Genomic DNA, 25,872 nt, shown 5'->3' with positions numbered 1-25,872 from the left:
TACGGGCAGGGCGCGTGTGAGCGCACAGGCTCGTATCGCTGAACTCACTACGGCAAACCGCGAAAGCGGCAACAAATGAAACCTCAAAAAAGCATAGTAATGCTTAAGGGATCACAATGCAGAACAGCGCGATGAAGCCCTGGCTGGACTCCTCCTGGCTGGCCGGCGCGAACCAGTCTTACATAGAGCAACTCTATGAGGATTTCCTGACCGATCCGGACTCTGTCGATGCAGTGTGGCGCACGATGTTCCAACAGCTGCCGGGCACCGGCGTGAAACCTGAACAGTTTCACTCCACCACGCGCGAATACTTTCGTCGCCTGGCGAAAGATGCATCTCGTTACACCTCCACCGTTTCCGATCCGGCCGCCAATTCAAAGCAGGTTAAAGTCCTGCAGCTGATTAACGCCTTCCGTTTCCGCGGCCATCAGCATGCGAATCTCGACCCGCTTGGCCTGTGGAAGCAGGATCGCGTCGCTGACCTCGATCCCGCCTTTCACGATCTGACCGAGGCCGATTTTCAGGAAAGCTTTAACGTAGGCTCTTTCGCCATCGGCAAAGAGACCATGAAGCTGGCCGATCTCTATGAAGCGCTGCAGCAGACCTATTGCGGCTCCATCGGTGCAGAGTACATGCACATCAACAACACCGAAGAGAAGCGCTGGATCCAGCAGCGCCTGGAATCGGTGGCGGGCCGCGCTGCCTTTAGCAGCGAAGAGAAAAAAGGTTTCCTGAAAGAGCTGACCGCGGCAGAAGGGCTGGAAAAATACCTCGGCGCGAAATTCCCGGGCGCGAAACGCTTCTCGCTGGAAGGCGGCGATGCGCTTATCCCGATGCTGCGCGAAATGATCCGCCATGCGGGCAAGAGCGGCACGCGTGAAGTCGTGCTGGGCATGGCGCACCGCGGTCGTCTTAACGTGTTGATCAACGTGCTGGGCAAAAAGCCGCAGGATCTCTTCGACGAGTTCGCTGGCAAGCATAAAGATCACCTCGGCACCGGCGACGTAAAATACCATATGGGCTTCTCGTCAGACGTGGAGACCGAAGGCGGTCTGGTGCATCTGGCGCTGGCGTTCAACCCGTCGCATCTGGAAATCGTCAGCCCGGTAGTCATGGGTTCGGTGCGCGCGCGTCTGGATCGTCTCGATTCGCCGGGCAGCAACCAGGTATTGCCGATCACTATCCACGGCGACGCCGCGGTTATCGGCCAGGGCGTGGTGCAGGAAACCCTGAACATGTCTCAGGCGCGCGGCTACGAAGTCGGCGGCACCGTTCGTATCGTTATCAACAACCAGGTGGGCTTCACCACCTCCAACCCGCGCGACGCGCGCTCGACGCCATACTGTACCGATATCGGTAAGATGGTGCTGGCGCCGATTTTCCACGTCAACGCGGACGATCCGGAAGCGGTGGCGTTTGTGACTCGCCTGGCGCTCGATTATCGCAATACCTTCAAGCGCGACGTCTTTATCGACCTGGTTTGCTACCGCCGTCACGGCCATAACGAAGCCGACGAGCCGAGTGCAACCCAGCCGCTGATGTATCAGAAAATCAAAAAGCATCCGACGCCGCGTAAGCTCTACGCCGATCGTCTGGAAGCGGAAGGCTCCGCCAGCCCGGAAGACGCGACCGAGATGGTGAATCTTTATCGCGATGCGCTGGACGCGGGCGAGTGCGTGGTAGCCGAATGGCGCCCAATGAGCCTGCACTCCTTTACCTGGTCGCCGTATCTCAACCATGAGTGGGATGAAAGCTACCCGTCAACCGTCGAACCGAAACGTCTGCAGGAGCTGGCGCGTCGTATCAGCCAGATCCCGGAAGCGGTCGAGGTGCAGGCGCGCGTGGCGAAAATTTACAATGACCGTAAAGAGATGGCCGAAGGCAACAAGCCTTTCGACTGGGGCGGCGCGGAGAACCTGGCCTACGCCACGCTGGTGGATGAGGGCATTCCGGTGCGCCTTTCCGGCGAAGATTCCGGCCGCGGCACCTTCTTCCATCGCCATGCGGTGATCCATAACCAGTCCAACGGCTCCACTTACACGCCGCTGCACCATATCCATAATGGACAGGGGCAGTTCAAGGTGTGGGACTCCGTCCTGTCGGAAGAGGCGGTGCTGGCGTTCGAATATGGCTACGCCACCGCTGAGCCGCGCACCCTGACGATCTGGGAAGCGCAGTTCGGCGACTTCGCCAACGGTGCGCAGGTGGTAATCGACCAGTTCATCAGCTCCGGCGAGCAGAAATGGGGCCGTATGTGCGGTCTGGTCATGCTGCTGCCACACGGCTACGAAGGCCAGGGCCCGGAACACTCTTCAGCGCGTCTGGAGCGTTATCTGCAGCTCTGCGCAGAGCAGAACATGCAGGTGTGCGTGCCGTCTACCCCGGCGCAGGTCTACCATATGCTGCGTCGCCAGGCGCTGCGCGGTATGCGCCGTCCGCTGATCGTTATGTCGCCGAAATCGCTGCTGCGTCATCCGCTGGCGGTCTCTACGCTGGACGAACTGGCTAACGGCAGCTTCCAGCCCGCAATTGGCGAAATCGACGCGCTCGATCCGCAGCAGGTGAAACGCGTGGTGCTCTGTTCAGGCAAGGTTTACTACGATCTGCTTGAACAGCGCCGTAAAAACGAGCAGACCGATGTCGCCATCGTGCGTATCGAGCAGCTCTATCCGTTCCCGCATAAAGCGGTGCAGGATGCGTTAAAAGATTATGCCCATGTGCAAGATTTCGTCTGGTGTCAGGAAGAGCCGCTGAATCAGGGCGCATGGTATTGCAGCCAGCATCACTTCCGCGAAGTGGTTCCGTTCGGCGCTTCGCTGCGCTATGCGGGCCGTCCGGCTTCCGCTTCACCGGCTGTGGGCTATATGTCCGTACATCAACAACAGCAGCAAGACCTGGTTAATGACGCGCTGAACCTTGGTTAATTTAAAAGGAAAGATAATGAGTAGCGTAGATATTCTCGTTCCCGACCTGCCTGAATCCGTTGCCGATGCCACCGTGGCAACCTGGCACAAAAAACCAGGCGATGCGGTAAGCCGCGACGAAGTGCTGGTAGAGATCGAAACTGACAAAGTGGTACTGGAAGTGCCGGCCCAGGCTGACGGCGTGCTGGAAGCCGTACTGGAAGATGAAGGCGCGACCGTCACCTCGCGCCAGATCCTGGGTCGCCTGAAAGAAGGCAACAGCGCAGGCAAAGAGACCAGCGCTAAAGCGGACACCAACGAGTCAACTCCGGCGCAGCGTCAGACGGCGTCGCTGGAAGAAGAGAGCAACGATACGCTGAGCCCGGCGATCCGTCGTCTGATTGCCGAGCACAACCTGGACGCATCGCAGATTAAAGGCACCGGTGTAGGCGGTCGTATCACTCGCGAAGATGTGGAAAAACATCTGGCGAAGAAACCGGAAGCGGCTAAAGCTGCTCCTGCCGCCGCTGAGGCTGCGCCGCAGACCGCTGTCGCTAACCGCAGCGAAAAACGCGTGCCGATGACGCGCCTGCGCAAGCGTGTGGCCGAGCGTCTGCTGGAAGCGAAAAACAGCACCGCCATGCTGACCACCTTCAACGAAGTGAACATGAAGCCGATTATGGATCTGCGTAAGCAGTACGGCGAATCCTTCGAGAAGCGTCACGGCGTGCGTCTGGGCTTTATGTCCTTCTATCTGAAGGCGGTAGTGGAAGCGCTGAAGCGTTTCCCGGAAGTTAACGCTTCAATCGACGGCGAAGACGTGGTTTACCACAACTACTTCGACGTCAGCATCGCAGTCTCCACGCCGCGCGGCCTGGTGACGCCGGTGCTGAAAGATGTTGACGCGCTGAGCATGGCGGACATCGAGAAGAAAATTAAAGAGCTGGCAGTGAAAGGCCGCGACGGCAAGCTGACGGTTGAAGAGCTGACCGGCGGTAACTTCACCATCACCAACGGCGGCGTCTTCGGCTCACTGATGTCGACGCCGATCATCAACCCGCCGCAGAGCGCCATCCTGGGCATGCATGCCATCAAGGATCGTCCGATGGCGGTGAATGGTCAGGTTGTGGTGCTGCCGATGATGTATCTGGCGCTCTCATACGATCACCGTCTGATCGACGGCCGCGAATCAGTCGGCTATCTGGTGGCGGTGAAAGAGCTGCTGGAAGATCCGGCGCGTCTGCTGCTGGACGTCTGATTTTCGCCGGGCGCGCCGGTTGAACGCGCGCCCAACTTTATTACTCTTTTCAGACCTGAATGGATAGAACATCATGAACTTACACGAATACCAGGCGAAACAGCTGTTTGCACGGTATGGTATGCCGGCACCAACGGGCTACGCCTGTACTACGCCACGCGAAGCGGAAGAAGCGGCCTCTAAAATTGGTGCAGGCCCGTGGGTAGTTAAATGTCAGGTTCATGCCGGCGGACGCGGTAAAGCGGGCGGCGTGAAAGTGGTCAACAGCAAGGAAGATATCCGTACTTTCGCTGAAAACTGGCTGGGCAAACGCCTGGTGACCTATCAGACTGACGCAGAAGGCCAGCCGGTAAACCAGATCCTGGTTGAAGCGGCGACCGATATCGATCAGGAACTCTATCTGGGCGCGGTAGTCGATCGCGCTACCCGTCGCGTGGTCTTTATGGCCTCGACCGAAGGCGGCGTTGAGATTGAGAAAGTAGCGGAAGAAACGCCGCACCTGATCCACAAAATGGCGCTCGATCCGCTGACCGGTCCGCAGCCTTATCAGGGCCGCGAGCTGGCGTTCAAACTGGGCCTGACCGGCAAGCAGGTCAGCCAGTTCACTAAAATCTTTATGGGCCTGGCTACCATGTTCCTGGAGCGCGACCTGGCGCTGGTTGAGATCAACCCGCTGGTGATCACTAAGCAGGGCGATCTGGTCTGCCTCGACGGCAAACTGGGCGTGGACGGCAATGCGCTGTTCCGTCAGCCGGAGCTGCGCGAAATGCGCGATCCGAGCCAGGAAGATCCGCGCGAAGCGCACGCAACGCAGTGGGAACTGAACTACGTCGCGCTGGAAGGCAACATCGGCTGTATGGTTAACGGCGCAGGTCTGGCGATGGGCACCATGGACATCGTGAAGCACCACGGCGGCCAGCCGGCTAACTTCCTTGACGTGGGCGGCGGCGCGACCAAAGAGCGCGTAACTGAAGCCTTTAAAATTATCCTCTCCGACGACGCGGTAAAAGCGGTCTTCGTTAACATCTTCGGCGGCATCGTGCGCTGCGACCTGATCGCTGACGGCATCATCGGCGCCGTCGCTGAAGTAGGCGTCAACGTACCGGTTGTGGTACGTCTGGAAGGAAACAACGCCGAGCTGGGCGCGCAGAAACTGGCGGACAGCGGACTGAACATCATTGCAGCAACCAGCCTGACTGACGCGGCACAGCGCGTTGTTGCGGCTGCGGAGGGGAAATAATGTCTATTCTGATCGACAAAAACACTAAAGTGATTTGCCAGGGTTTCACTGGCGGTCAGGGGACTTTCCACTCTGAGCAGGCGCTGGCTTATGGCACGCAGCTGGTCGGCGGCGTAACGCCGGGCAAAGGCGGCACCACGCATCTGGGTCTGCCGGTGTTCAACACCGTACGTGAAGCGGTAGAAGCGACCGGCGCGACTGCAACGGTAATCTATGTTCCCGCGCCGTTCTGTAAAGACGGCATCCTGGAAGCGATCGACGCAGGCATCAAGCTGATCATTACCATTACCGAAGGCATCCCGACGCTGGATATGCTGACGGTGAAAATGAAGCTGGACGAAGCGGGTGTGCGCATGATCGGACCAAACTGTCCGGGCGTGATCACCCCAGGCGAATGCAAAATCGGCATCATGCCGGGCCACATTCACCAGCCAGGCCGCGTCGGCATCGTGTCGCGTTCCGGTACCCTGACCTATGAAGCGGTGAAGCAGACCACAGACATCGGCTACGGCCAGTCTACCTGTGTCGGCATCGGCGGCGACCCGATCCCAGGCTCTAACTTCATCGACATCCTGAAAATGTTCCAGGATGACCCGCAGACCGAAGCGATCGTTATGATCGGCGAGATCGGCGGCAGCGCGGAAGAAGAGGCGGCGGCGTTTATTAAAGAACACGTCACCAAGCCGGTTGTCGGCTATATCGCAGGCGTGACCGCGCCGAAAGGCAAACGTATGGGCCACGCAGGCGCCATCATTGCCGGTGGCAAAGGTACGGCGGACGAGAAGTTCGCTGCGCTGGAAGCGGCAGGCGTGAAAACCGTTCGCAGCCTGGCGGATATCGGCGACGCGGTAAAAGCGGTGCTGCCAGCGAAATAAGCGGGCTATGCATCAGCAATCAGGCCACCCTTCGGGGTGGCTTTTTTTTGCCGGAAAAAAACAGCGCGGCGGAACGTTCTTTACAGAGTGGTTCAAAAGAGGCTGATGGGGTGGGAAAAAGGAGTGTCTTTTAGGGAGTGGGGTTAAAAAGTAAAATTAAAAGTAATGCTTTTCTAAATTATGCCATTTCTCTGTGACAACTAATTAACATTAATCTTCAGACTACATATCTGGAAATTAAAAGCGTTAATCCAGATCAAAACTTCTCTATATTTAACAAACTTTACCGCTGGCAAAGCGTAAGCCAACCGGTTTTAATTGCGCTGCATCAATTCAGTCATTTCCAGAAACATCCAGGAGATTGCGCCAGACATCAATTAATGGATGGCGGCAGTTGTTCTCTCGCCTGCCCGGAACGGACTGACGATGCTTTTAGGGGAAGTTTCACTACCGTTACTCGCTCACGTCGGGCCGCGGTTCACTGTGAGCCGTCGGTAACAAAAAAACTGGAATCAATAATCAGTCGTTCCTGAATCTTATTCTCTGCGTCTATACCTGCTGTTCGCCGTTGTTATTCGCAGAATAAGGTCATGCGAGGAGCAAGGAGTCATTATGTTAGATATCGTCGAGCTGTCGCGTTTACAGTTTGCCTTAACGGCGATGTACCATTTCCTGTTTGTCCCGTTAACGCTCGGTATGGCGTTTTTGCTGGCAATTATGGAAACGGTTTACGTCCTCAGCGGTAAACAAATCTATAAAGATATGACCAAATTCTGGGGCAAGTTATTTGGAATTAACTTTGCGCTGGGCGTGGCCACCGGCCTGACCATGGAGTTTCAGTTCGGAACCAACTGGTCTTATTACTCTCACTACGTCGGCGACATTTTCGGTGCGCCGCTCGCCATCGAAGGGTTAATGGCGTTCTTCCTGGAATCCACCTTTGTCGGCCTGTTTTTCTTCGGCTGGGATCGTCTGGGTAAAACTCAGCATCTGGCGGTCACCTGGCTGGTGGCGTTGGGATCTAACCTCTCGGCGCTCTGGATCCTGGTGGCGAACGGCTGGATGCAGAATCCCATCGCCTCTGAATTCAACTATGAAACCATGCGCATGGAGATGCTGAGCTTCTCCGACCTGGTGCTTAACCCGGTAGCGCAGGTGAAATTCGTGCATACCGTCGCGGCGGGCTACACCACCGGCGCCATTTTTATCCTCGGCATCAGCGCCTGGTATCTGCTTAAAGGACGCGATGTCGCCTTCGCGAAACGCTCTTTCGCTATCGCCGCCAGCTTCGGCATGGCTGCGGTGCTCTCGGTAATTGTGCTGGGCGATGAGTCGGGCTACGAAATGGGCGACGTGCAGAAAACCAAGCTCGCCGCCATTGAGGCAGAATGGGAAACCCAGCCTGCACCAGCGGCCTTTACGCTGTTCGGCCTGCCAAATCAGGAAAAACATGAAAACGCCGATGCGGTGCAAATCCCCTGGCTGCTCGGCCTGATTGCGACGCGATCTATCGATACGCCGGTAACCGGCCTGAAAGATTTGATGGCGCAGCATGAGGTGCGTATCCGCAACGGCATGAAAGCCTATGCGCTGCTGAATCAGCTGCGCAGCGGCAGCGAAGATCCGGCGGTGCGCGAAGCGTTTAACCAGAGCAAACAGGATCTGGGCTACGGCATGCTGCTGAAACGCTACACGCCGAACGTGGCGGATGCGACTGAAGCGCAGATCCAGCAGGCGGTCAAAGATTCTATTCCGCGCGTAGCGCCGCTCTATTTCGCCTTCCGCATTATGGTGCTGGCGGGCGTGCTGCTGCTGGGCATCATCACCTTCTCGTTCTGGAGCGTGATCCGCAACCGTATCGGCAAGCATCGCTGGCTGCTGAAGGCGGCGCTGTACGGCATTCCGCTGCCGTGGATCGCGGTGGAGGCGGGCTGGTTTGTCGCCGAATATGGCCGTCAACCCTGGGCGATCGGCGAAGTGCTGCCGACCTCGGTGGCCAACTCCTCACTGACCGTAGGCGATTTGCTCTTTTCCATGCTGCTGATTTGCGGTCTCTATACGCTGTTCCTCGTGGCGGAAATGTATCTGATGTTTAAATTCGCACGCCTCGGTCCGAGCAGCCTGAAAACCGGACGATATCACCATGAGCAGGTCCCGACGGCGGCTGAGCCGGTACGCGGTTAAGGAGAGCAACCATGTTTGATTATGAAGTTCTGCGCTTTGTCTGGTGGCTGCTGGTCGGCATCTTGCTGGTGGGCTTCGCCGTGGCAGACGGTTTTGATATGGGCGTCGGCATGCTGACGCGCCTGATGGGACGCGACGATACCGAACGCCGCATTATGGTCAACAGCATCGCGCCGCACTGGGATGGTAACCAGGTCTGGCTGATCACCGCAGGCGGCGCGCTGTTCGCTGCCTGGCCGATGGTCTATGCCGCCGCCTTCTCTGGTTTCTACGTGGCGATGATTCTGGTGCTGGCGTCCCTCTTTTTTCGTCCGGTAGGTTTCGATTATCGTTCTAAAATTGAAGATATGCGCTGGCGCGGCATGTGGGACTGGGGCATCTTTCTTGGCAGCTTCGTTCCGCCGCTGGTGATTGGCGTGGCGTTCGGCAATCTGTTGCAGGGCGTGCCGTTCCATGCGGATGAATATTTACGCCTCGACTACACCGGCAACTTTTTCCAGCTGCTCAATCCGTTCGGGCTGCTGGCGGGCGTAATCAGCGTAGCGATGATTCTGACGCAGGGCGCGACCTATTTGCAGATGCGCACCACCGGCGAACTGCATCTGCGTTCGCGCGCCGTGTCACAGGTCGCCGCGCTGGTGATGATGGTCTGCTTCGTGCTGGCGGGCGTCTGGGTGAAATATGGCATCGATGGTTATGTCATCACCAGCGCTATCGATCACCACGCGGCGTCGAACCCGCTGGGAAAAACCGTTGTACGCGAGGCGGGCGCCTGGCTGGCGAACTTTAACGATATGCCGGCGCTGTGGCTCTTTCCGCTGCTCGGCGTGGTGCTGCCGTTGCTGACGGTGATGTTCTCGCGCAGCGAGAAGGGCGGCTGGGCGTTTGTCAGCTCATCGCTGACGCTGGCGTGCGTCATTATGACCGCAGGTATCGCGCTGTTTCCGTTTGTCATGCCGTCGAGCATCGAACCCGGCATGAGCCTGACGATGTGGGATTCCACCTCGAGCCAGCGCACGCTGACGGTTATGACCGTTGCCGCCATCATCTTCGTGCCCATTATTCTGGCCTATACCAGCTGGTGCTACTACAAGATGTACGGGCGTATCACGAAAGAACATATTGAGCGCAATACGCACTCTCTCTACTGATTAAGGAGACGACGCATGTGGTATTTTGCCTGGATTCTCGGCACCCTGCTGGCCTGCGCTTTTGGCGTGATCACCGCGCTGGCGCTTGAGCATGTTGAAGAGAGCGCCGCACAGGACGAGCGTGCCTGATGCGCAAGCTGATTCGGACGGCATATCGTCTGATGAACAAAGGGCCCCTGCGGGCCCTTTCGCTCATTCTGGCGCTGATTGTGGCGGGCTGTTTGTTCTGGGATCCCTCGCGCTATGCTGCGAGCACCAGCACCCTGTCGGTATGGCAAGGCATTCTGGTGATCTGGGCGGTATGCGCCGGCGTGATCCACGGCGTAGGCTTTCACCCGCGCCGCACGCGCTGGCAGGCGCTCTTCTCGCCGCCGGTGGCCCTGATCGTCCTGCTGCTGGCTCTCTACTGGTTCTGGCGCTAACGCGTAACAGCCGCCGCTGGCTGTGGAGTATTGTCAGCGGCAGGTCAAGAAATCTACTGAAAATCCTTCCGTTTGTTTCCGTCCGATAATTATTTTCTCCTGGCTCTGGCATCCCATTCCCAACCCCAAATCTCTTGCGTATAGTAGCAACGTTTAAAAACGAGACCGGGATGTAGAGTGAGTACAACGCTGTTTCGCTGGCCGGTTCGGGTCTATTACGAAGATACCGACGCCGGTGGCGTGGTTTACCATGCCAGCTATATCGCTTTTTATGAACGAGCACGTACCGAGATGTTGCGTCAGCACCATTTCAATCAGCAAACTCTGCTGGAAGAGCAGGTTGCTTTTGTGGTGCGGCGCATAACGGTGGACTATGTTTCGGCGGCACGTCTTGATGACCTTCTGGAAATCCAGAGCGAAGTCACCGCGATGACGCGCGCGACCATGACATTTTCCCAGCGTATCGTGAATGCAGAAGGCAAAGTCCTGAATGAAGCAGAAGTCCTGATTGCCTGCATTAACCCACATCTTATGAAGCCGATTGCGCTTCCCAAGTCTATTGTCGCGGAGTTCAAGCAGTGACTGACATGAACATTCTTGATTTGTTCCTGAAGGCGAGCCTTCTGGTCAAACTTATCATGTTGATTTTGATCGGCTTTTCCATTGCCTCCTGGGCCATCATTATTCAGCGCACCCGTATTTTGAATGCGGCGGGACGCGAGGCGGAAGCGTTCGAAGACAAATTCTGGTCTGGCATTGAGCTTTCCCGTCTCTACCAGGAGAGCCAGGGACGTCGCGAAGAGCTGAGCGGTTCAGAACAGATTTTCTACGCCGGCTTCAAAGAGTTCGCCCGTCTGCATCGAGCTAACAGCCACGCGCCTGAAGCGGTGGTCGAAGGCGCCAGCCGCGCCATGCGCATCTCAATGAACCGCGAGCTGGAAACTCTGGAGAACCATATTCCTTTCCTCGGTACCGTCGGCTCTATCAGCCCCTATATCGGCCTGTTCGGCACCGTCTGGGGCATCATGCACGCCTTTATCGCGCTGGGCGCAGTAAAACAGGCGACGCTGCAGATGGTTGCGCCAGGCATCGCCGAAGCGCTGATCGCTACCGCGATCGGTCTGTTCGCCGCGATCCCGGCAGTCATGGCCTATAACCGACTGAACCAGCGCGTCAATAAGCTGGAGCAGGGCTACGACAACTTTATGGAAGAGTTCACGGCCATCCTACACCGTCAGGCTTTCTCCAGCGATAACGCTAAGTAAGCGGAGGTAACTCATGGCCAGAGTACGTGGTCGCGGCCGCCGCGACCTGAAATCGGAAATCAATATCGTTCCGCTGCTCGACGTCCTGCTGGTGCTGCTGCTGATCTTTATGGCGACAGCGCCGATTATCACCCAGAGCGTAGAAGTGGATCTGCCGGACGCCACTGATTCGAAAACGGTCTCCAGCGACGATAATCCGCCGGTGATTGTAGAAGTTTCGGGCGTTGGCCAGTACAGCCTGGTGGTGGATCACGATCGTATGGAGCAGCTGCCGCCGGAACAGGTGGTAAGCGAGGCGCAGCGTCGCATTGAGGCGAATCCAAAAACCGTCTTTTTAATTGGCGGCGCAAAGGATGTGCCTTACGACGAAATTATTAAAGCGCTTAACCTGCTGCATCAGGCAGGCGTTAAATCTGTCGGTTTGATGACGCAGCCGATTTAAAGTCGAACCGTTTTTTGGGAACCGAGTGTGTCGAAGGCAACCGAGCAAAACGAGAAGTTAAAGCGCGCGATAATTATATCGGTAGCTCTGCACGTCGTGCTGATCGCGCTGCTGGTCTGGAGCTCGTTCAACGAGAATATTGAGGCGAGCGGCGGTGGCGGCGGCAGCGATATCGACGCGGTAATGGTCGATCCCGGCGCTGTAGTGGAACAGTACAATCGTCAGCAGAACCAGAAAAGCGACAGCCAGCGCGCCGAGCAGCAGCGTCAGAAGCAGGCGCAGCAGCAGGCTGAAGAGCTGCAGCAGAAGCAGGCCGCCGAACAGCAACGCCTGAAGGAGCTGGAAAAAGAGCGTCTTCAGGCGCAGGAAGCGGCCAAAGAGCAGGCTGAGCAGCAGAAACAGGCGGAAGCGGCTGCTAAAGCGGCGCAGGAGCAGCAGAAAGCAGCTGAAGCGGCCGCCGCGCAAGCCAAAGCTGATGCGAAAGCTGAAGCGCAGGCGCAGGCGAAAGCCGCCGCTGAAGCGAAGCAGAAAGCAGAAGAGCAGGCGAAACAGGCTGCCGCCGACGCGAAGAAAAAGGCGGAAGAGCAGGCGAAAGCCGCAGCCGCGGCCGCCGCGAAAGAGAAAGCGGTTGCGGACGCCAAAGCGGCTGCCGACGCGAAGGCGAAATCTGAGGCGCAGGCGAAAGCAAAAGCGGCGGCGGATGCCAAAGCGAAAGCCGCGCAGGAAGCGAAAGAAAAAGCCGAGGCGGCGAAAGAGAAGGCCGCTGAGGAAGCGAAAGAGAAAGCCGAAGCGGCGAAAGAGAAGGCCGCTCAGGAAGCGAAAGAGAAAGCTGAAGCGGCGAAAGAGAAGGCCGCGCAGGAAGCCAAAGAAAAAGCGGAAGCTGCGAAAGAGAAAGCAGCAGCCGAGGCGAAGGCCAAAGCGGAAGCAGCGGCTAAAGCGAAAGCCGATGCGAAGAAAAAAGCAGCGGCGGAAGCGGCGAAAAACAGCAGCGACGTCGACGATCTGCTTGGCGGCCTTACCTCCGGCAAAAATGCACCGAAGAGCGGCAACGCCAGCGGCGGCGCGCCGGCAGGACAGGGCAACCAGAAAAAATCGGGCGCGTCCGGTGCGGATATCAGCAACTATGCGGGCCAGATCCAGGCAGCGATCCAGAGTAAGTTTTACGATTGGGAAAACTACAAGGGTCGTACCTGTACGCTGCGCATCAAGCTGGCGCCGGATGGTTTGCTGATTGACGCCAAAGCGGAAGGGGGCGATCCCGCGCTCTGTCAGGCGGCGTTAGCGGCCGCGCGTCAGGCGCGTATTCCTAAACCGCCGACGCAGGACGTTTATCAGGTCTTTAAGAACGCGCCGCTGGATTTCAAGCCGCAATAATGCAGTATCTTACGTCAGCTTGATCTATGGTTAAGCCGTAAACAAACAGAAGTCATGTTTTTCAGGAACTGTGCCAGTTATCGTGGACTGAGGTTCAGATAAGGGAGATAAGATGAAGCAAGCTCTTCGTGTCACGTTAGGCTTTTTTATACTGTTGTGGGCGGCCATGCTGCATGCAGAAGTCCGCATCGAAATTACACAGGGCGTCAACACGGCCCGTCCAATTGGCGTTGTGCCTTTTAAATGGGCAGGTTCCGGCGCGGCGCCGGAAGATGTCGGCGGCATCGTCGGCGCTGACCTGCGCAACAGCGGCAAGTTTAATCCGCTGGATGTCTCTCGTCTGCCGCAGCAGCCGACCAGCGCCCAGGAAGTTCAGCCTGCGGCATGGACCGCGCTGGGCATCGACGCGGTAGTCGTCGGTCAGGTTCAGTCGAACCCGGACGGCAGCTATCAGGTCTCTTACCAGCTGGTCGATACCGCCGGTTCGCCGGGCAATGTTATCGCCCAGAACTCCTTCAAGGTCACGAAACAGTGGCTGCGCTATGCGGCACACACTGCCAGCGACGAAGTGTTTGAAAAGCTGACGGGCATCAAGGGCGCGTTTCGCACCCGTATCGCCTACGTCGTGCAGACCAACGGCGGCCAGTTCCCGTATGAGCTGCGCGTAGCGGATTACGATGGTTACAACCAGTTTGTGGTGCATCGCTCGCCGCAGCCGCTGATGTCGCCTGCATGGTCGCCGGACGGTTCCAAAGTTGCTTACGTTACCTTTGAAAGCGGCAAATCGGCGCTGGTGGTGCAGACGCTCTCTAACGGCGCTATCCGTCAGGTCGCTTCTTATCCGCGTCACAACGGCGCGCCGGCGTTCTCTCCGGACGGCTCCAAACTGGCGTTCGCCCTGTCGAAAACCGGCAGTCTTAACCTTTACGTAATGGATTTGGGCTCTGGCCAGACGCGTCAGGTAACCGACGGACGCTATAACAGCACCGAACCGACCTGGTTCCCGGACAGCCAGACGCTGGCCTATACCTCGGACCAGGCTGGCGCGCCGCAAATCTACAAAATTGGCATCAACGGTGGCACGCCGCAGCGTATTACCTGGGAAGGAGCACAGAACCAGGATGCGGACGTCTCAACCGATGGTAAGTCTATGGTGATGATCAGCACCAGCGGTGGTGCGCAGCACGTCGCCAAACAAGATCTGGAAACGGGTGCCGTCCAAACGTTGACGAACACGTTCCTGGATGAAACGCCAAGCCTGGCACCGAACGGCACGATGGTAATCTATAGCTCTACTCAGGGGATGGGTTCCGTGTTGCAGTTGGTCTCAACCGATGGGCGTTTCAAAGCGCGTCTTCCGGCAACCGATGGACAGGTTAAATTCCCTGCCTGGTCGCCGTATCTGTGATATCCGCTTCTGCGGGTTAAGCAAACATCTAACAATAATGGGATTTTGAAATGCAACTGAACAAAGTGCTGAAAGGGTTGATGCTGGCTCTGCCGGTTCTGGCTGTAGCCGCTTGTAGCTCACACAAAAACAACAATAACGACCAGACTGGCATGGGCGCTGATGGCGCTTACGGCAACGGTTCTGGCATGAACGGCAGCGGCAACATGTCTTCTGACGAGCAGGCGCGTCTGCAGATGCAGCAGCTGCAGCAGAACAACATCGTTTACTTCGGTCTGGATAAATATGACGTGCAGTCTGATTACGCTCAGATGCTGGACCAGCACGCAGCCTTCCTGCGCGGCAACCCGTCATATAAAGTGACCATCGAAGGTCACGCGGATGAGCGCGGTACGCCGGAATACAACATCGCACTGGGCGAGCGTCGTGCTAACGCCGTGAAGATGTACCTGCAGGGCAAAGGCGTGTCAGCTGACCAGATGTCTATCGTCTCTTACGGTAAAGAGAAACCGGCTGTTCTGGGTCATGACGAAGCGGCTTACTCTAAAAACCGTCGTGCCGTTCTGGTCTACTAAGAGAATCACATGATTAGTAACTTCAGACTTCATCTGTTGGGTCTGTCGTTACTGGTTGGCGTAGCGGCCCCCTGGGCCGCTAATGCCCAGGCGTCAATCAGTAGCGTCGGCTCTGGCTCGGTCGAAGACCGTGTCACCAATCTTGAACGAATTTCCAATGCCCAGGCTCAGCTTCTGCAGCAACTGCAGCAGCAGATGAGCGATAACCAAAGCGATATCGATTCTCTGCGCGGGCAAATCCAGCAAAACAGCTACCAGCTTAATCAGGTCATCGAGCGGCAAAAGCAGCTCTATCAGCAGATCGACAGCCTGAGCAGCAGCGGCGCGAATAATGGGGCGCAAAGCGGCGCTGCCGCACCGGCGGCAGGCGCTGATGCAGATGCGGGTGCGGCGGCCAGTGCGGGCGCAGGCGCCGCAGCGGCCTCATCAGGCGCGCCGGTGCAGAGCGGCGACGCTAACAGCGACTATAACGCTGCGGTAGCGCTGATTCTGGAAAAGAAACATTATGACCAGGCGATCGCGGCGCTGCAGGCGTGGGTGAAGCGCTATCCTGATTCAACCTACCAGCCGAACGCCAATTACTGGCTGGGTCAGTTGAATTACAACAAAGGTAAAAAAGACGACGCGGCTTATTATTACGCCACCGTGGTGAAAAATTACCCGAAGTCGCCGAAAGCCTCTGAAGCGTTGCTAAAGGTTGGCGTCATCATGCAGGAGAAAAACGACACGGCGAAAGCCAAAGCGGTTTACCAGCAGGTGATCAAACTTTACCCCAATACCGATTCAGCAAAGCAGGCGCAAAAACGTCTCGACGGGCTGTAATTTGTGCAGCCAGCACCGGATTTTGCCTGATTTCTGGTCTGGCAGCATGAAAGGTAAGCAGTTGACGCCGCTGGTGGAAAATAAGGGTTGCGCTACCTCGGTAAATCAGTAATATATGCCGCCGTTGCCGGGACAGATTGCAAATGTGTCTGGCAAGCCTGAAGATGGGTCGTTAGCTCAGTCGGTAGAGCAGTTGACTTTTAATCAATTGGTCGCAGGTTCGAATCCTGCACGACCCACCATCTTCTCAGCGAACAGGTTCTTTTCTCTGTTGCTGAGAAACTTCAGCATCGCTTCACAACCTAAAGATGGGTCGTTAGCTCAGTCGGTAGAGCAGTTGACTTTTAATCAATTGGTCGCAGGTTCGAATCCTGCACGACCCACCATCTTTTCGCAGGCTTCATGTTTGCGGGTTGTAAGCCCCAAGCGGGTCGTTAGCTCAGTCGGTAGAGCAGTTGACTTTTAATCAATTGGTCGCAGGTTCGAATCCTGCACGACCCACCAATTCAGAGAAAAGCGCCCAACGGGCGCTTTTTTCGTTTCTGCGCACACAAGGTTAACGTGCAGGATGAGAAACTGCGCAGGTTCGACTGAATCGCCGGAGCGATTCAGGCTGATGCGAAGCATCACCCGCAGGGCGAGGCCCCGGACGGGCCGAGGCAAATCCTGCACGACCCACCAATTCAGGAAAAAGCGCCTTATAGGCGCTTTTTTCGTTTCTGCGCACCTGAGCTTAACGTGCAGGATGAGAGCCTGCGCAGGGCAAATTCTGTTTCTGCATCCTCTTCCCCGTTACGACGTCTTCTTCGTCTTCGCAGCCGTAAGGCTCTCCCAGATATGCATCACCGCATAGCTGCGCCACGGACGCCACTGTTGGGAGCGCGCCTCCGCCTCGGACGGCTTCAGGCCGCCAAGATTATTGCGGATGGCAATATCCTCTTTGGGGAAAGCGTCCGGCCAGCGCAGCGCGCGCATGGCAATATAGTGCGCTGTCCAGGGGCCAATGCCCGGCAGCGCCACCAGCTGCTTCATTACCGTCTCGGGCGACTGAGTGGCGTTAAAACGCAGCGTTCCTGATGCGCACGCCTGCGCGAAGGCGATAATGGCGCGTGAGCGCGCGCTGACGATACCCAGCGGTGCAACATCGTCTACCGTCAGGCTGGCAATGCGCTCTGGCTGGGCTGTGTAACGTGTCAGATCGGGGAAGGGCGTCTCGCAGGGTTCGCCAAAAGCGGCGGCAAAGCGGCTGCTGACGGTGGTAGCGGCCTTAACCGTCACCTGCTGGCCGATGATAGCGCGCACGCCAAGCTCAAACGCGTCGAATGCGCCCGGCACGCGTAAGCCGGGATGCGCCAGCAGGCTGGGCGCCAGCAGCGCATCCTGAGCCAGACAGGCGGCGATTATCTGCGGCTGGGCGTTGAGGTCAAAAAGATCGCGCAGTCTTCGAAGCAGCAGCGGCAACACCGGCGTCAGCGAAGTGGAAAAGGTGACCTGCAGCGCGCTCTTTTCAGGTAAATGCGACACGCTGACCCAGCCGCGACAGCGGCCCAGCGCCACGGTTCGCCGGTAGGTGCCATCCTGCACCGCCTCGACCTCTTTCATGACGTGCGTCTGCAAAAAGGCCAGCATCGCCTCCCAGTCATAGGGCGGGCGATACACCAGGCGCAGCGTGGCGCTGTCGCCCGGCTGCGCGCGCGTCGCGGCGCTGATGCCTTTTCGCAGCGCGCTCGGCGTCATGCGATAGCGCGCCTGAAACACGTCGTTAAAGCGACGCAGGCTGCTGAAACCACTGGCGTAGGCCACTTCCGTCACCGGCAGCTGCGTCTCCGTCAGCAGCTGCTTCGCCAGCAGCATACGGCGCGTCTGCTTCAGCTCCAGCGGCGATACGCCAAGTTCCTGCTGCACGATACGGCGCAGCTGACGCAGGCTAACGCCAAACTCGGCGGCGATCGCCTCCAGCCCCTCGCGCTCCTCCAGCATGCCCTCTTCAATACGCTGAATCAGCCGATCCGCCACGCGGTGAGGCTGGTCAACCGGCGCATTGCCCGGCGCGAGTTCGGGCCGACAGCGCAAACAGGGGCGAAAATGGGCCTTCTCCGCCGCTTCAGCGCTGGCGAAAAACAGGCAGTTCTTCTGCTGCGGCGCTTTAACCGGACAGATGGGGCGGCAGTAAATGCCGGTCGACGTGACGCCAACGAAAAAAACGCCGTCGAAACGGGTATCGCGTGAGGTTAACGCCTGATAAGCAATCTCAGAATCGAACATGATGACTCCTGCAAATAAACAGAGCCTATACCCGGTTTCTGATGCAGACTCGCTGTTTTCGGACAGCAAAGCAGTTTAGCCTGATGACCGAAAACGGCCAGCGCGCCATGGATAAAATGCGACAATAGAGACTGTCTCAAACCGGGAGAACGGCATCATGTATCACTTCAAACTTGTCTCCACGCCGGTGGGCGAACTGAAACTGGTGGCGAGCGAGCGCGGGCTTGCAGCCATCCTGTGGAAAAACGACGACCCGCATGGCTCGCGCTTTCTGCCGCAAACGCGCGATGAGGCGCATCCAGTCCTTATTGAAGCCGAGCGTCAGCTGCGGGAATATTTTGCCGGCGAACGCCGCTGCTTTACGCTGCCGCTCGACTTCGTCGGCACCGAGTTTCAGAAAAAAGTGTGGAACGCGCTGGTGGCGATCCCCTTTGGGGAAACGCGCAGCTACAGCGAAATCGCCCGCCAGATCGGCCACCCGCAGGCGGTGCGCGCGGTGGGGGCGGCGAACGGCAGAAATCCTCTCTCCATCGTCGCGCCCTGTCATCGCGTTATCGGCGCCAACGGCAAACTCACCGGCTTTGCCGGTGGGCTGGAGGTCAAAGCCTTTCTGCTGGATCTGGAAATGCCGCAAAAGGCGGGCGTGCTGCCGCTGTTCACAGAGGAGCCGCGCTAAGCTTCCGCTTAAAAAAGAGCACGACACCGCTGAGCGTTTCCGCTATCGTGTTTAGCATATAAAACACGATGGCGGGATGAGCGCTCATATCCGCCGTTTTAAATGATTTTCGTTCATTTGATAAAACGAGAGCGGTGTGATGAGTGCTTTATTCGATACAGAAAACGCAGCCTGGCCCTTTCCGGCGAAACCCGCGCGGCTCAGTGCTCATGAAAAAGAATTTTACCTCAGAAAAATCAAGCGGCTGTTAAAAGAACGCAATGCGGTGATAGTGGCTCACTACTACACCGATCCGGAAATCCAGGCGCTGGCGGAAGAGACCGGCGGCTGCGTAGCGGACTCGCTGGAGATGGCGCGCTTCGGCAGCACCCATCCCGCCTCAACGCTGCTGGTGGCGGGCGTGCGTTTTATGGGCGAAACCGCCAAAATCCTCAGCCCGGAAAAAACGGTGCTGATGCCGACGCTGCAGGCGGAATGTTCCCTCGATCTCGGCTGCCCTATTGAAGAGTTCACCGCTTTTTGCGACGCCCATCCCGACCGTACCGTGGTGGTCTACGCCAACACCTCGGCGGCGGTCAAAGCGCGCGCTGACTGGGTTGTGACCTCCAGCATTGCGGTTGAGCTGATCGACCATCTCGACAGCCTGGGCGAAAAGATCATCTGGGCGCCGGATCGCCATCTCGGCCGCTACGTTACGCAAAAAACCGGCGCGGACGTGCTCTGCTGGCAGGGCGCCTGCATTGTGCATGACGAATTCAAAACCCAGGCGCTGCTGCGCATGAAAGCGCTCTATCCCGACGCGGCGGTGCTGGTGCATCCGGAATCGCCGCAGGCGGTGGTCGATCTGGCCGACGCGGTCGGCTCGACCAGCCAGCTGATTCAGGCGGCGCAGCGGCTGCCGCATCCGCAAATGATCGTGGCGACCGATCGCGGCATCTTCTACAAAATGCAGCAGGCGGTGCCGGAAAAAACGCTGCTGGAAGCACCTACCGCAGGCGAGGGCGCCACCTGCCGCAGCTGCGCGCACTGCCCCTGGATGGCGATGAACGGCCTAAAAGCGATTGCCGAAGGGCTGGAGCAGGGCGGCGCGCAGCATGAAATAGAGGTTGATGCCGCGCTGCGCGAGGCGGCATTATTGCCGCTCGACCGCATGCTATCCTTTGCTGCGGAACTCAAACTTAAGGTAAAAGGGAACGCCTGAGGAACAGATGATGGATTTTTTCAGTACAAGCAATATCCTGGTTCATATTCCGCTCGGCGCGGGCGGCTACGATCTTTCCTGGATTGAAGCCATCGGCACGCTGGCGGGACTGCTCTGCATCTGGCTCGCCAGCCTGGAGAAAGTCATCAACTATCCGTTCGGCCTGATCAACGTCACGCTGTTCGCCGCAATCTTCTTTCAGATTCAGCTCTACGCCAGCCTGCTGCTGCAGCTTTTCTTCTTCGTCGCGAATGTTTATGGCTGGTACGCATGGAGCCGGCAAACCGACGATCGCCAGGCTGCGCTGAAAATCCGCTGGCTGCCGCTGCCGAAAGCGCTGGGCTGGGGAGCGGTCTGCGTTATCGCCATTGCGCTGATGACGCGCTATATCGATCCGGTCTTCGCCTTCCTGAGCCAGATCGCCGTATCGCTGATGAACGCGCTTGGCCTGCAGGTCACGATGCCGACGCTGCAGCCCGATGCCTTTCCGTTCTGGGATGCCAGCATGATGGTGCTCTCCATCGTGGCGATGATCCTGATGACGCGCAAATATGTCGAAAACTGGCTGCTGTGGGTGGTTATCGACATTATCAGCGTAATGATTTTCGCGCGTCAGGGCGTCTACGCCATGGCGCTGGAGTATGTGATCCTGACGCTGATTGCGGTTAACGGTTCGCGCATGTGGATAGCGAGCGCGCGCCAGCATGGCTCGCGCGCGCTGGCGCGTCAGTGAGAATGCGCATGTTCGCCGTGATGATGGTGATGCTCCGGCGCTGAGCCACCGCTAAAGCCAAGATCGCAGTCGGGCGTGGCGCAAGGCTGATACTCCATCTGCACCGTAGCGTGTTCAATTTGATACTTCTGGTGCAGATAGTGATGGATACGCTGCAGCAGCGCATCGTGATCGTAAGGCGGGATCACATGCACGTGCAGCGTTACCACGGGTTTCTCGCCCACCTGCCAGACGTGTACATGGTGCACGTTGCGCACTTCGGGAATATTCAGCGTTAAATCGCGCGTCAGCTTTTCCGCATCGATCACTTCCGGCGCGCCCTCCAGCAGTTCGTGCAGGCTTTCGCGCAGCAGCGCCCAGGCGCTGCGCAGCACCAGTAGCGACACCAGCAGCGACAGAATCGGATCGATGGGCGTCCAGCCGGTATAAAGAATAATCAACGCCGCTACAATCGCGCCGACCGAGCCAAGTAGATCGCCCATTACGTGCAGGGCAGCGGCGCGCACATTAAGGTTCTTCTCCTCGCTGCCATGATGCAGCAGCCAGAAAGAGAGCATATTCGCCAGCAGGCCTGCAACGGCGATGCCGAGCATCAGGCCGCCAGTCACCGGCTGCGGCTCATAAAAGCGACGCAGCGCCTCCCAGACGATAAGCGCGGTGATCACCAGCAGGGCGATTGCGTTAACGAACGCCGCCAGCGTGGTAAGACGCAGCAGGCCAAAGGTGTGACGGGCGTTGGGTTTGCGCTGGGCGAAATGCACCGCCAGCAGCGCCATCAGCAGCGCAGCGGCGTCGGTAAGCATATGACCGGCATCGGCCAGCAGCGCCAGCGAGTCGGAGATCCATCCGCCAACCGCCTCCGCCACCATAAAGAGTGCCGTGACGGCGAAGGCGGCCGCGAGGCGTTTACGATTGCCTGCCGGCGCGCTATGAGAATGATTATGAGCCATAAGAGTCCAGTTTTTTCAGTAGCCTGTTGGTGAGTAATAGTAGCAAATCCCAGTCGTCCGGCGCGTCCTGCTGCTGTTTAGCGCAATCGGCAAGCTGCTGACAGAGCCCGGCGCCCTCTTGCATACCGATCAGCAGCCAGCTTCCCTTCATGCGATGCGCCGCTTCCGCCAGCTGGGTCCAGTCGTTTGCCGCGCGCGCCGCCGTAATGCGCGCCACATCGTTGTTCAACGCGTCGCGCAGGGTCTGGCTGAGACGCGCCAGAAATTTCTCGTTCTGCTGCGCCAGCTGGCGCAGATTATCATCCAGCGCCGCCAGCGGGTCCCGATCGAAATGCGCCAGCAGCGTGGCGAGATCGCTGAGCTGCACCGGCTTGATCAGCACACGTTCGTTCTCCTGCAGCGGCAGGCTGAGCAGCTGCGCATCGGCGGAGCAGAGCACCCGCATCGGCCGCGTCTGACGCTGGCGGTCGCGGCGACGCAGCAGCCGCAGCAGCAGCTGGCCGTCCGGGCGCGGCATCATCTGGTCGATAAACAGCAGATCGTAGGGCTGAGCGGCGTCGGCGCGCAGCAGGGCGCGCCCCTCGGCGAAACAGTCCGCTTCAACCGCGAACCGCGCCAGCTGCTGCTGCAACACCAGCAGATTCGCCGGATGATCGTCGACGATGGCGACGCGCAGCGCGGCGTAGCGGGGCAGAATGGTGCTCTCCTGCGGCACGACCTCGCAGCGCTGCAGCGGCAGCGTCACCGTCACGTCAGTGCCTCTGCCGGGCTGCGAGCGCAGCGCGATGTCGCCGCCCATGCGCTGCACAATCTCCCGGCAGATAAACAACCCCAGCCCGCTGCCCTGCACCGATACCTTTTTGCCGGACGGTGCCTGATACCAGGGATCGAACAGCTTCGCCTGCTCCTCGGGCGGAATGCCGCTGCCGCTGTCGCGCAGGGTAAATACCAGCCGTTCGTCGGCGGCAAGCGACAGGCGTATCTCGCCCTGGGTGGTAAATTTCAGCGCATTGGTCATCAGGTTGTTGATCACCTGCTGGAGCCGATCCGCATCGATCATCACGCAATCCGGCAGCGGCGTCAGTGCCTCTACGCTCAGCGTCGGGCCGCCCGCACGCATCAGCGGATGATAAAAGCGCTGCTGCTGCGCCAGCCATTCGCCCAGCGCCAGCGGACGCGGTGCAAGGGCAAAGCTGTTGCTCTCAATACGCGCGTGATCCTGCAGATCGTTCAGCAGCGTCAGCAGCGAACGGGCGCTGCTGTAGACCAGCGCCAGGTTCGCGGAGCGCGCTTTTTCCAGCTCCAGCAGCCCCAGAATCGCCTGCATCGGCGTGCGTAACTCATGGCTGACGGTGGCAAGAAACTGGCTTTTCATCGCGTTGGCGCGCTCGGCCTGTTGACGCTGTAGCCGTTCGCGACGCTGCTGCCAGTAACGGCGCGCCAGCAGCAGCAGCAAAATGAGGATAGCCGCGCCCGCTGCGGCGAGCACCAGCCGCGGCAGCGCGCGCATCGCCATCACATTGCCCGGCTGCGGCGGCGTCAGCCAGCCGTCGCGCATCTGACGCTGCGTGTCGACGGGAATTTGCTGCAGCGCGCGGTTGATCAGCGGACGCAGCAGCGGCTGGTCAGCGGTTACGCCCAGCGCGATCGGCCAGGCGATATCGCTGGCGGCGAAGGCGAGATGTAGCCGATCGCCGTAGCGTCCGGCGATGCGCCAGCGCGCCGATAATACGTTATCGGCCAGCGCATCGATCTGCCCATTCGCCAGCGCGTCGTACAGGCTGGCGCGATCGGTAAAGACCTGCGGCGTCACGTCCGGCGGCAACAGCTGCGTCGCCACGTCGTCGCGCAACAGGCCGATGCGTTTGCCCGACAGATCGTGCCAGCGGCTAAAGCTGGCGTCGCGCCGGCTGTAAATGCCCCATAGGGCGCGCCAGACCGGCAGCGTGGCGTTTTGCGTCGCTTCGCCGTTGAGCGGCTGCGTCAGCCGCAGCATCACCTGACGCTGCGCCAGCAGTTCATCAGCCTGTTGCGGGCCTGCGACCCAGCGCGGCGCGAAGCGAACGCCGCTGCTCTGCGCGATAGCGTTCAGCAGATCGACGCTGTAGCCACGGGCCGCGCCGTTGCTGTCACGGTAGCTCCAGGGCGCGTTATCGCTCTCCGCCGCGTAGTAGATCACCGGATGCGCGCGCAGCCACGCGCGCTCCGCCGCGCTCAGCATCAGGGTTTGCGTATCCTGATAGCGCGGCAGCGGCGCGCCCCAGCGCGACTGCAGATTGGTCACCAGCTCGGCAGGCAGCTGGCGCAGGCTCTGATTCAGCCAGTCGATCAGTCCGGCATCGCGGGCGAAAGCGCGTAGCGTCAGCTGGCCGACATCCAGCTGCGAGGCGATCTGATAGATCTCGCCCTGCTGCAGCTGACTGAGCAGAAAACTGGCGCTGATCTCATCCGCCACCACATAGTCGTTCTGCTGATTCAGCAGCGTGGAGAGCGCCTGGAGATCGTTGCTGTAGGTGCGCCAGCGATGCTTTTCCGCAACCGCCGCGGGCAGCTGCGCCAGCGTCACGCCGCTAATAGCGAGTTGCGCGTTCTGGCTATTGAACATCACGGCGCGCGCGTTGCGCTGGCTGCGATAGATACGCAGCGGGCTGCTGAACCAGCTTTCGCTGTGCAGTACGCCCGCCGGCAGCGGGTTCGGCAGCGCGCCCAGCGCAAAATCGATCTGGCCGCTCTGCAGCGCCGCCATCAGCTGCGCGCGATCGGCGAACAGCTTTAGCGTGAAGCGGGCGCCGGTGAGCTGGTGCAGCGCGGCCAGCGCGTCGGCGTCAAGTCCGTAAAGCTCGTCGCCGACGCGCATCGTCCAGGGCGCGTTACTCTCCTCCAGCAGCCCGACGCGCAGCGTTTTTCCCTGCATCGTATCGGCGCCGCTGACAGGCATCATCATCGGCAGATCCAGGCTGCTGACCGGCCGTACTTCTGCCCAGGTTAGGGTAGCGGCCAGAGAGAGCAGTAGCAGCAGCCATCTCACTGCTGTGCTTTCCACAGGTCGGCCAGCTCCACCACTGAGCGCGCGCCGGTTTTTTCCAGAATATTTTTTTTATGGGTGCTGACGGTTTTATTGCTGATATGCAGCTGTTCGGCGATTTGCAGATTAGAGAGGCCGCTCGCCAGCAGCGCCAGCACCTGCTGTTCTTTACTGGTAAGCGGCAGGGCAGGTGCGTCAGCGGCGGGCGGGAAAGCGAGCTGGCCGCCCAGCACCGCGAGAATAGCGCTCAGCAGCTGTTCCATACGCTGGCTTTTGACGATATAGCCCGCCGCGCCCAGCGCCTGCGCGCTGCGCAAATAGTGACTGCTCTGTTGAGCCGAGTAGATCAACACGGGGATATGCGGGAAGTGGATCTTCAGACGACGCAGAATTTCCAGCCCGTCGCCGTCCGGCAGCCCGATATCCAGCACGATAATGTCGGTGGGCTGCGTCAGCAGCTGGCGCGCCTGCTGTTCGCTGGCGGCGGAGCGTAAAAGGATGGGAAAGGGCGCTCGTTCAAGCGCGGCTTCCAGCGCTACTTCAACCAGCGGATGGTCATCTATCAACAACAGCGAGGCCATGAACATTTCCTGACAGGATTCATTGCCCCAGCATAGCGGAAGTTAGCGTAGAGAAAAATAATGGAGAGCCGAAGCTCTCCAGAATATATTACTGCGTGGTGCCGTCGGTTTTACGGTCGACTTTACCGCCGCCCTCTTTGGTCTGAACCTTGCTGTTAATATCCGGGCACTTGCCATCTTTACACTGGCTGTTTTGATCCATTTCGTTAGCAGACATATTGCTGCCGCTCGTGCTGCCGCCATTAGCCGCAGGATTAGTATTGGTGTCAGTGTTATTAATCTTGCTGTTATCAACATTATTCGGCGGCAGATTCTGTTTTGCGCCGCCTGCTGCCGCGCCTGCTTCAGCCGCCTGGTTAGCGGTGCCGTTATTGTCGGCCATTGCCGCGCCGCTGCCTAATGTCATTGCCGCCGTCAGAAAAATCATTGCAAATTTATTCATCATTATGCTCCTGTAATCAATGAAAGCTGCTGTTTGAAACCCGATGCTGCAGTTTGACGCAAAGATGTTCCGGCGAAATT

Annotated in this window: 23 protein-coding genes, 3 tRNA genes and 1 other RNA gene; 22 read left to right on the top strand and 5 right to left on the bottom strand. The window is 58.6% G+C overall.

What is annotated here, in order from left to right; genetic code table 11:
* The first annotated feature begins 116 nt into the window (after positions 1–116).
* From sucA to B3797_RS02750, 19 genes are all read left to right on the top strand, one after another.
* Complete coding sequence (sucA, locus tag B3797_RS02840; protein ID WP_311790322.1) at positions 117–2,924, top strand: 2-oxoglutarate dehydrogenase E1 component; 2,808 nt, start codon at positions 117–119, stop codon at positions 2,922–2,924.
* A gap of 16 nt (positions 2,925–2,940) precedes the next feature.
* On the top strand, positions 2,941–4,161 hold the full coding sequence (gene odhB / locus B3797_RS02835) for a 2-oxoglutarate dehydrogenase complex dihydrolipoyllysine-residue succinyltransferase (protein WP_120451473.1): 1,221 nt from the start codon (positions 2,941–2,943) through the stop codon (positions 4,159–4,161).
* A gap of 73 nt (positions 4,162–4,234) precedes the next feature.
* The gene (gene sucC, locus B3797_RS02830) at positions 4,235–5,401 is read left to right on the top strand and encodes an ADP-forming succinate--CoA ligase subunit beta (protein ID WP_311781980.1); all 1,167 of its coding nucleotides are present in this window, start codon (positions 4,235–4,237) and stop codon (positions 5,399–5,401) included.
* A complete protein-coding gene (sucD, locus tag B3797_RS02825) occupies positions 5,401–6,276 on the top strand; it encodes a succinate--CoA ligase subunit alpha (RefSeq protein WP_013025067.1) in 876 nt (291 codons plus the stop codon). The genes sucC and sucD overlap by 1 nt, the downstream gene beginning before the upstream one ends.
* Positions 6,277–6,888: 612 nt before the next feature.
* Positions 6,889–8,460: a cytochrome ubiquinol oxidase subunit I gene (gene cydA, locus B3797_RS02820; protein ID WP_311790321.1), complete on the top strand. Its 1,572-nt coding sequence runs from the start codon at positions 6,889–6,891 to the stop codon at positions 8,458–8,460.
* 11 nt (positions 8,461–8,471) lie between these two features.
* On the top strand, positions 8,472–9,611 hold the full coding sequence (cydB, locus tag B3797_RS02815) for a cytochrome d ubiquinol oxidase subunit II (RefSeq protein WP_311790320.1): 1,140 nt from the start codon (positions 8,472–8,474) through the stop codon (positions 9,609–9,611).
* 15 nt (positions 9,612–9,626) lie between these two features.
* A complete protein-coding gene (cydX, locus tag B3797_RS02810; protein ID WP_120451481.1) occupies positions 9,627–9,740 on the top strand; it encodes a cytochrome bd-I oxidase subunit CydX in 114 nt (37 codons plus the stop codon).
* On the top strand, positions 9,740–10,033 hold the full coding sequence (gene ybgE, locus B3797_RS02805; RefSeq protein ID WP_311790319.1) for a cyd operon protein YbgE: 294 nt from the start codon (positions 9,740–9,742) through the stop codon (positions 10,031–10,033). The genes cydX and ybgE overlap by 1 nt, the downstream gene beginning before the upstream one ends.
* A 177-nt stretch (positions 10,034–10,210) precedes the next feature.
* Entirely contained in the window at positions 10,211–10,615 is a 405-nt protein-coding gene (ybgC, locus tag B3797_RS02800) for a tol-pal system-associated acyl-CoA thioesterase (RefSeq protein ID WP_311781976.1), read from the top strand.
* Positions 10,612–11,298: a Tol-Pal system protein TolQ gene (gene tolQ / locus B3797_RS02795; RefSeq protein WP_120451487.1), complete on the top strand. Its 687-nt coding sequence runs from the start codon at positions 10,612–10,614 to the stop codon at positions 11,296–11,298. Before ybgC ends, tolQ begins: the two co-directional genes overlap by 4 nt.
* Positions 11,299–11,311: 13 nt before the next feature.
* The gene (tolR, locus tag B3797_RS02790; protein ID WP_033751683.1) at positions 11,312–11,740 is read left to right on the top strand and encodes a colicin uptake protein TolR; all 429 of its coding nucleotides are present in this window, start codon (positions 11,312–11,314) and stop codon (positions 11,738–11,740) included.
* 27 nt (positions 11,741–11,767) lie between these two features.
* Positions 11,768–13,114: a cell envelope integrity protein TolA gene (tolA, locus tag B3797_RS02785; RefSeq protein ID WP_311790318.1), complete on the top strand. Its 1,347-nt coding sequence runs from the start codon at positions 11,768–11,770 to the stop codon at positions 13,112–13,114.
* A gap of 112 nt (positions 13,115–13,226) precedes the next feature.
* Positions 13,227–14,522 carry a Tol-Pal system beta propeller repeat protein TolB gene (tolB, locus tag B3797_RS02780; protein ID WP_311781974.1) on the top strand — a complete coding sequence of 432 codons (1,296 nt, stop codon included), beginning with the start codon at positions 13,227–13,229 and terminating at the stop codon, positions 14,520–14,522.
* Between the two features lie 50 nt (positions 14,523–14,572).
* A complete protein-coding gene (pal, locus tag B3797_RS02775; RefSeq protein ID WP_120451493.1) occupies positions 14,573–15,097 on the top strand; it encodes a peptidoglycan-associated lipoprotein Pal in 525 nt (174 codons plus the stop codon).
* A 9-nt stretch (positions 15,098–15,106) separates the two neighbouring features.
* Positions 15,107–15,919, top strand: a complete 813-nt coding sequence (gene cpoB, locus B3797_RS02770; protein WP_311790317.1) for a cell division protein CpoB — start codon at positions 15,107–15,109, stop codon at positions 15,917–15,919.
* A 166-nt stretch (positions 15,920–16,085) separates the two neighbouring features.
* Positions 16,086–16,161 (top strand) — tRNA-Lys (locus B3797_RS02765).
* Positions 16,162–16,229: 68 nt separating this feature from the next.
* Positions 16,230–16,305, top strand: a tRNA-Lys gene (locus B3797_RS02760).
* A 42-nt stretch (positions 16,306–16,347) separates the two neighbouring features.
* Positions 16,348–16,423 (top strand) — tRNA-Lys (locus B3797_RS02755).
* Between the two features lie 43 nt (positions 16,424–16,466).
* A non-coding RNA gene (locus B3797_RS02750) (RtT sRNA) lies at positions 16,467–16,600 on the top strand.
* Between the two features lie 111 nt (positions 16,601–16,711).
* On the opposite strand, the gene B3797_RS02745 is transcribed toward B3797_RS02750, so the two are convergent.
* Positions 16,712–18,184 (bottom strand): AlkA N-terminal domain-containing protein, encoded by a 1,473-nt coding sequence (locus B3797_RS02745; protein ID WP_311790316.1) that lies wholly within the window; start codon positions 18,182–18,184, stop codon positions 16,712–16,714.
* A 157-nt stretch (positions 18,185–18,341) separates the two neighbouring features.
* Here B3797_RS02745 and B3797_RS02740 point away from each other — a divergent pair, with 157 nt between their 5' ends.
* From B3797_RS02740 to pnuC, 3 genes are all read left to right on the top strand, one after another.
* Positions 18,342–18,860 (top strand): methylated-DNA--[protein]-cysteine S-methyltransferase, encoded by a 519-nt coding sequence (locus B3797_RS02740; protein WP_311781971.1) that lies wholly within the window; start codon positions 18,342–18,344, stop codon positions 18,858–18,860.
* 139 nt (positions 18,861–18,999) lie between these two features.
* A complete protein-coding gene (nadA, locus tag B3797_RS02735) occupies positions 19,000–20,061 on the top strand; it encodes a quinolinate synthase NadA (protein ID WP_311790336.1) in 1,062 nt (353 codons plus the stop codon).
* 10 nt (positions 20,062–20,071) lie between these two features.
* Positions 20,072–20,794 carry a nicotinamide riboside transporter PnuC gene (pnuC, locus tag B3797_RS02730; protein WP_311782256.1) on the top strand — a complete coding sequence of 241 codons (723 nt, stop codon included), beginning with the start codon at positions 20,072–20,074 and terminating at the stop codon, positions 20,792–20,794.
* Here the strand turns inward: pnuC and zitB are convergent.
* The 4 genes from zitB to B3797_RS02710 all read right to left on the bottom strand — a co-directional run bounded on the left by zitB (position 20,788) and on the right by B3797_RS02710 (position 25,795).
* Positions 20,788–21,744: a CDF family zinc transporter ZitB gene (gene zitB, locus B3797_RS02725; RefSeq protein ID WP_311790315.1), complete on the bottom strand. Its 957-nt coding sequence runs from the start codon at positions 21,742–21,744 to the stop codon at positions 20,788–20,790. The genes pnuC and zitB overlap by 7 nt on opposite strands.
* Complete coding sequence (locus B3797_RS02720) at positions 21,734–24,787, bottom strand: hybrid sensor histidine kinase/response regulator (RefSeq protein ID WP_311790314.1); 3,054 nt, start codon at positions 24,785–24,787, stop codon at positions 21,734–21,736. The genes zitB and B3797_RS02720 overlap by 11 nt, the downstream gene beginning before the upstream one ends.
* Complete coding sequence (locus B3797_RS02715) at positions 24,769–25,350, bottom strand: response regulator transcription factor (RefSeq protein WP_311781968.1); 582 nt, start codon at positions 25,348–25,350, stop codon at positions 24,769–24,771. The genes B3797_RS02720 and B3797_RS02715 overlap by 19 nt, the downstream gene beginning before the upstream one ends.
* 88 nt (positions 25,351–25,438) lie before the next feature.
* The gene (locus tag B3797_RS02710; protein ID WP_311781967.1) at positions 25,439–25,795 is read right to left on the bottom strand and encodes a YbgS-like family protein; all 357 of its coding nucleotides are present in this window, start codon (positions 25,793–25,795) and stop codon (positions 25,439–25,441) included.
* Positions 25,796–25,872: the final 77 nt, after the last annotated feature.

Origin of the sequence: Pantoea sp. UBA5923 (assembly GCF_002431095.1) — a bacterium.
GTDB classification, from domain to species: Bacteria; Pseudomonadota; Gammaproteobacteria; order Enterobacterales; family Enterobacteriaceae; genus Pantoea; species Pantoea piersonii.
The sequence above is the reverse complement of the archived record's forward strand: the minus strand, read 5'-3'. Positions and strand labels throughout refer to the sequence as shown.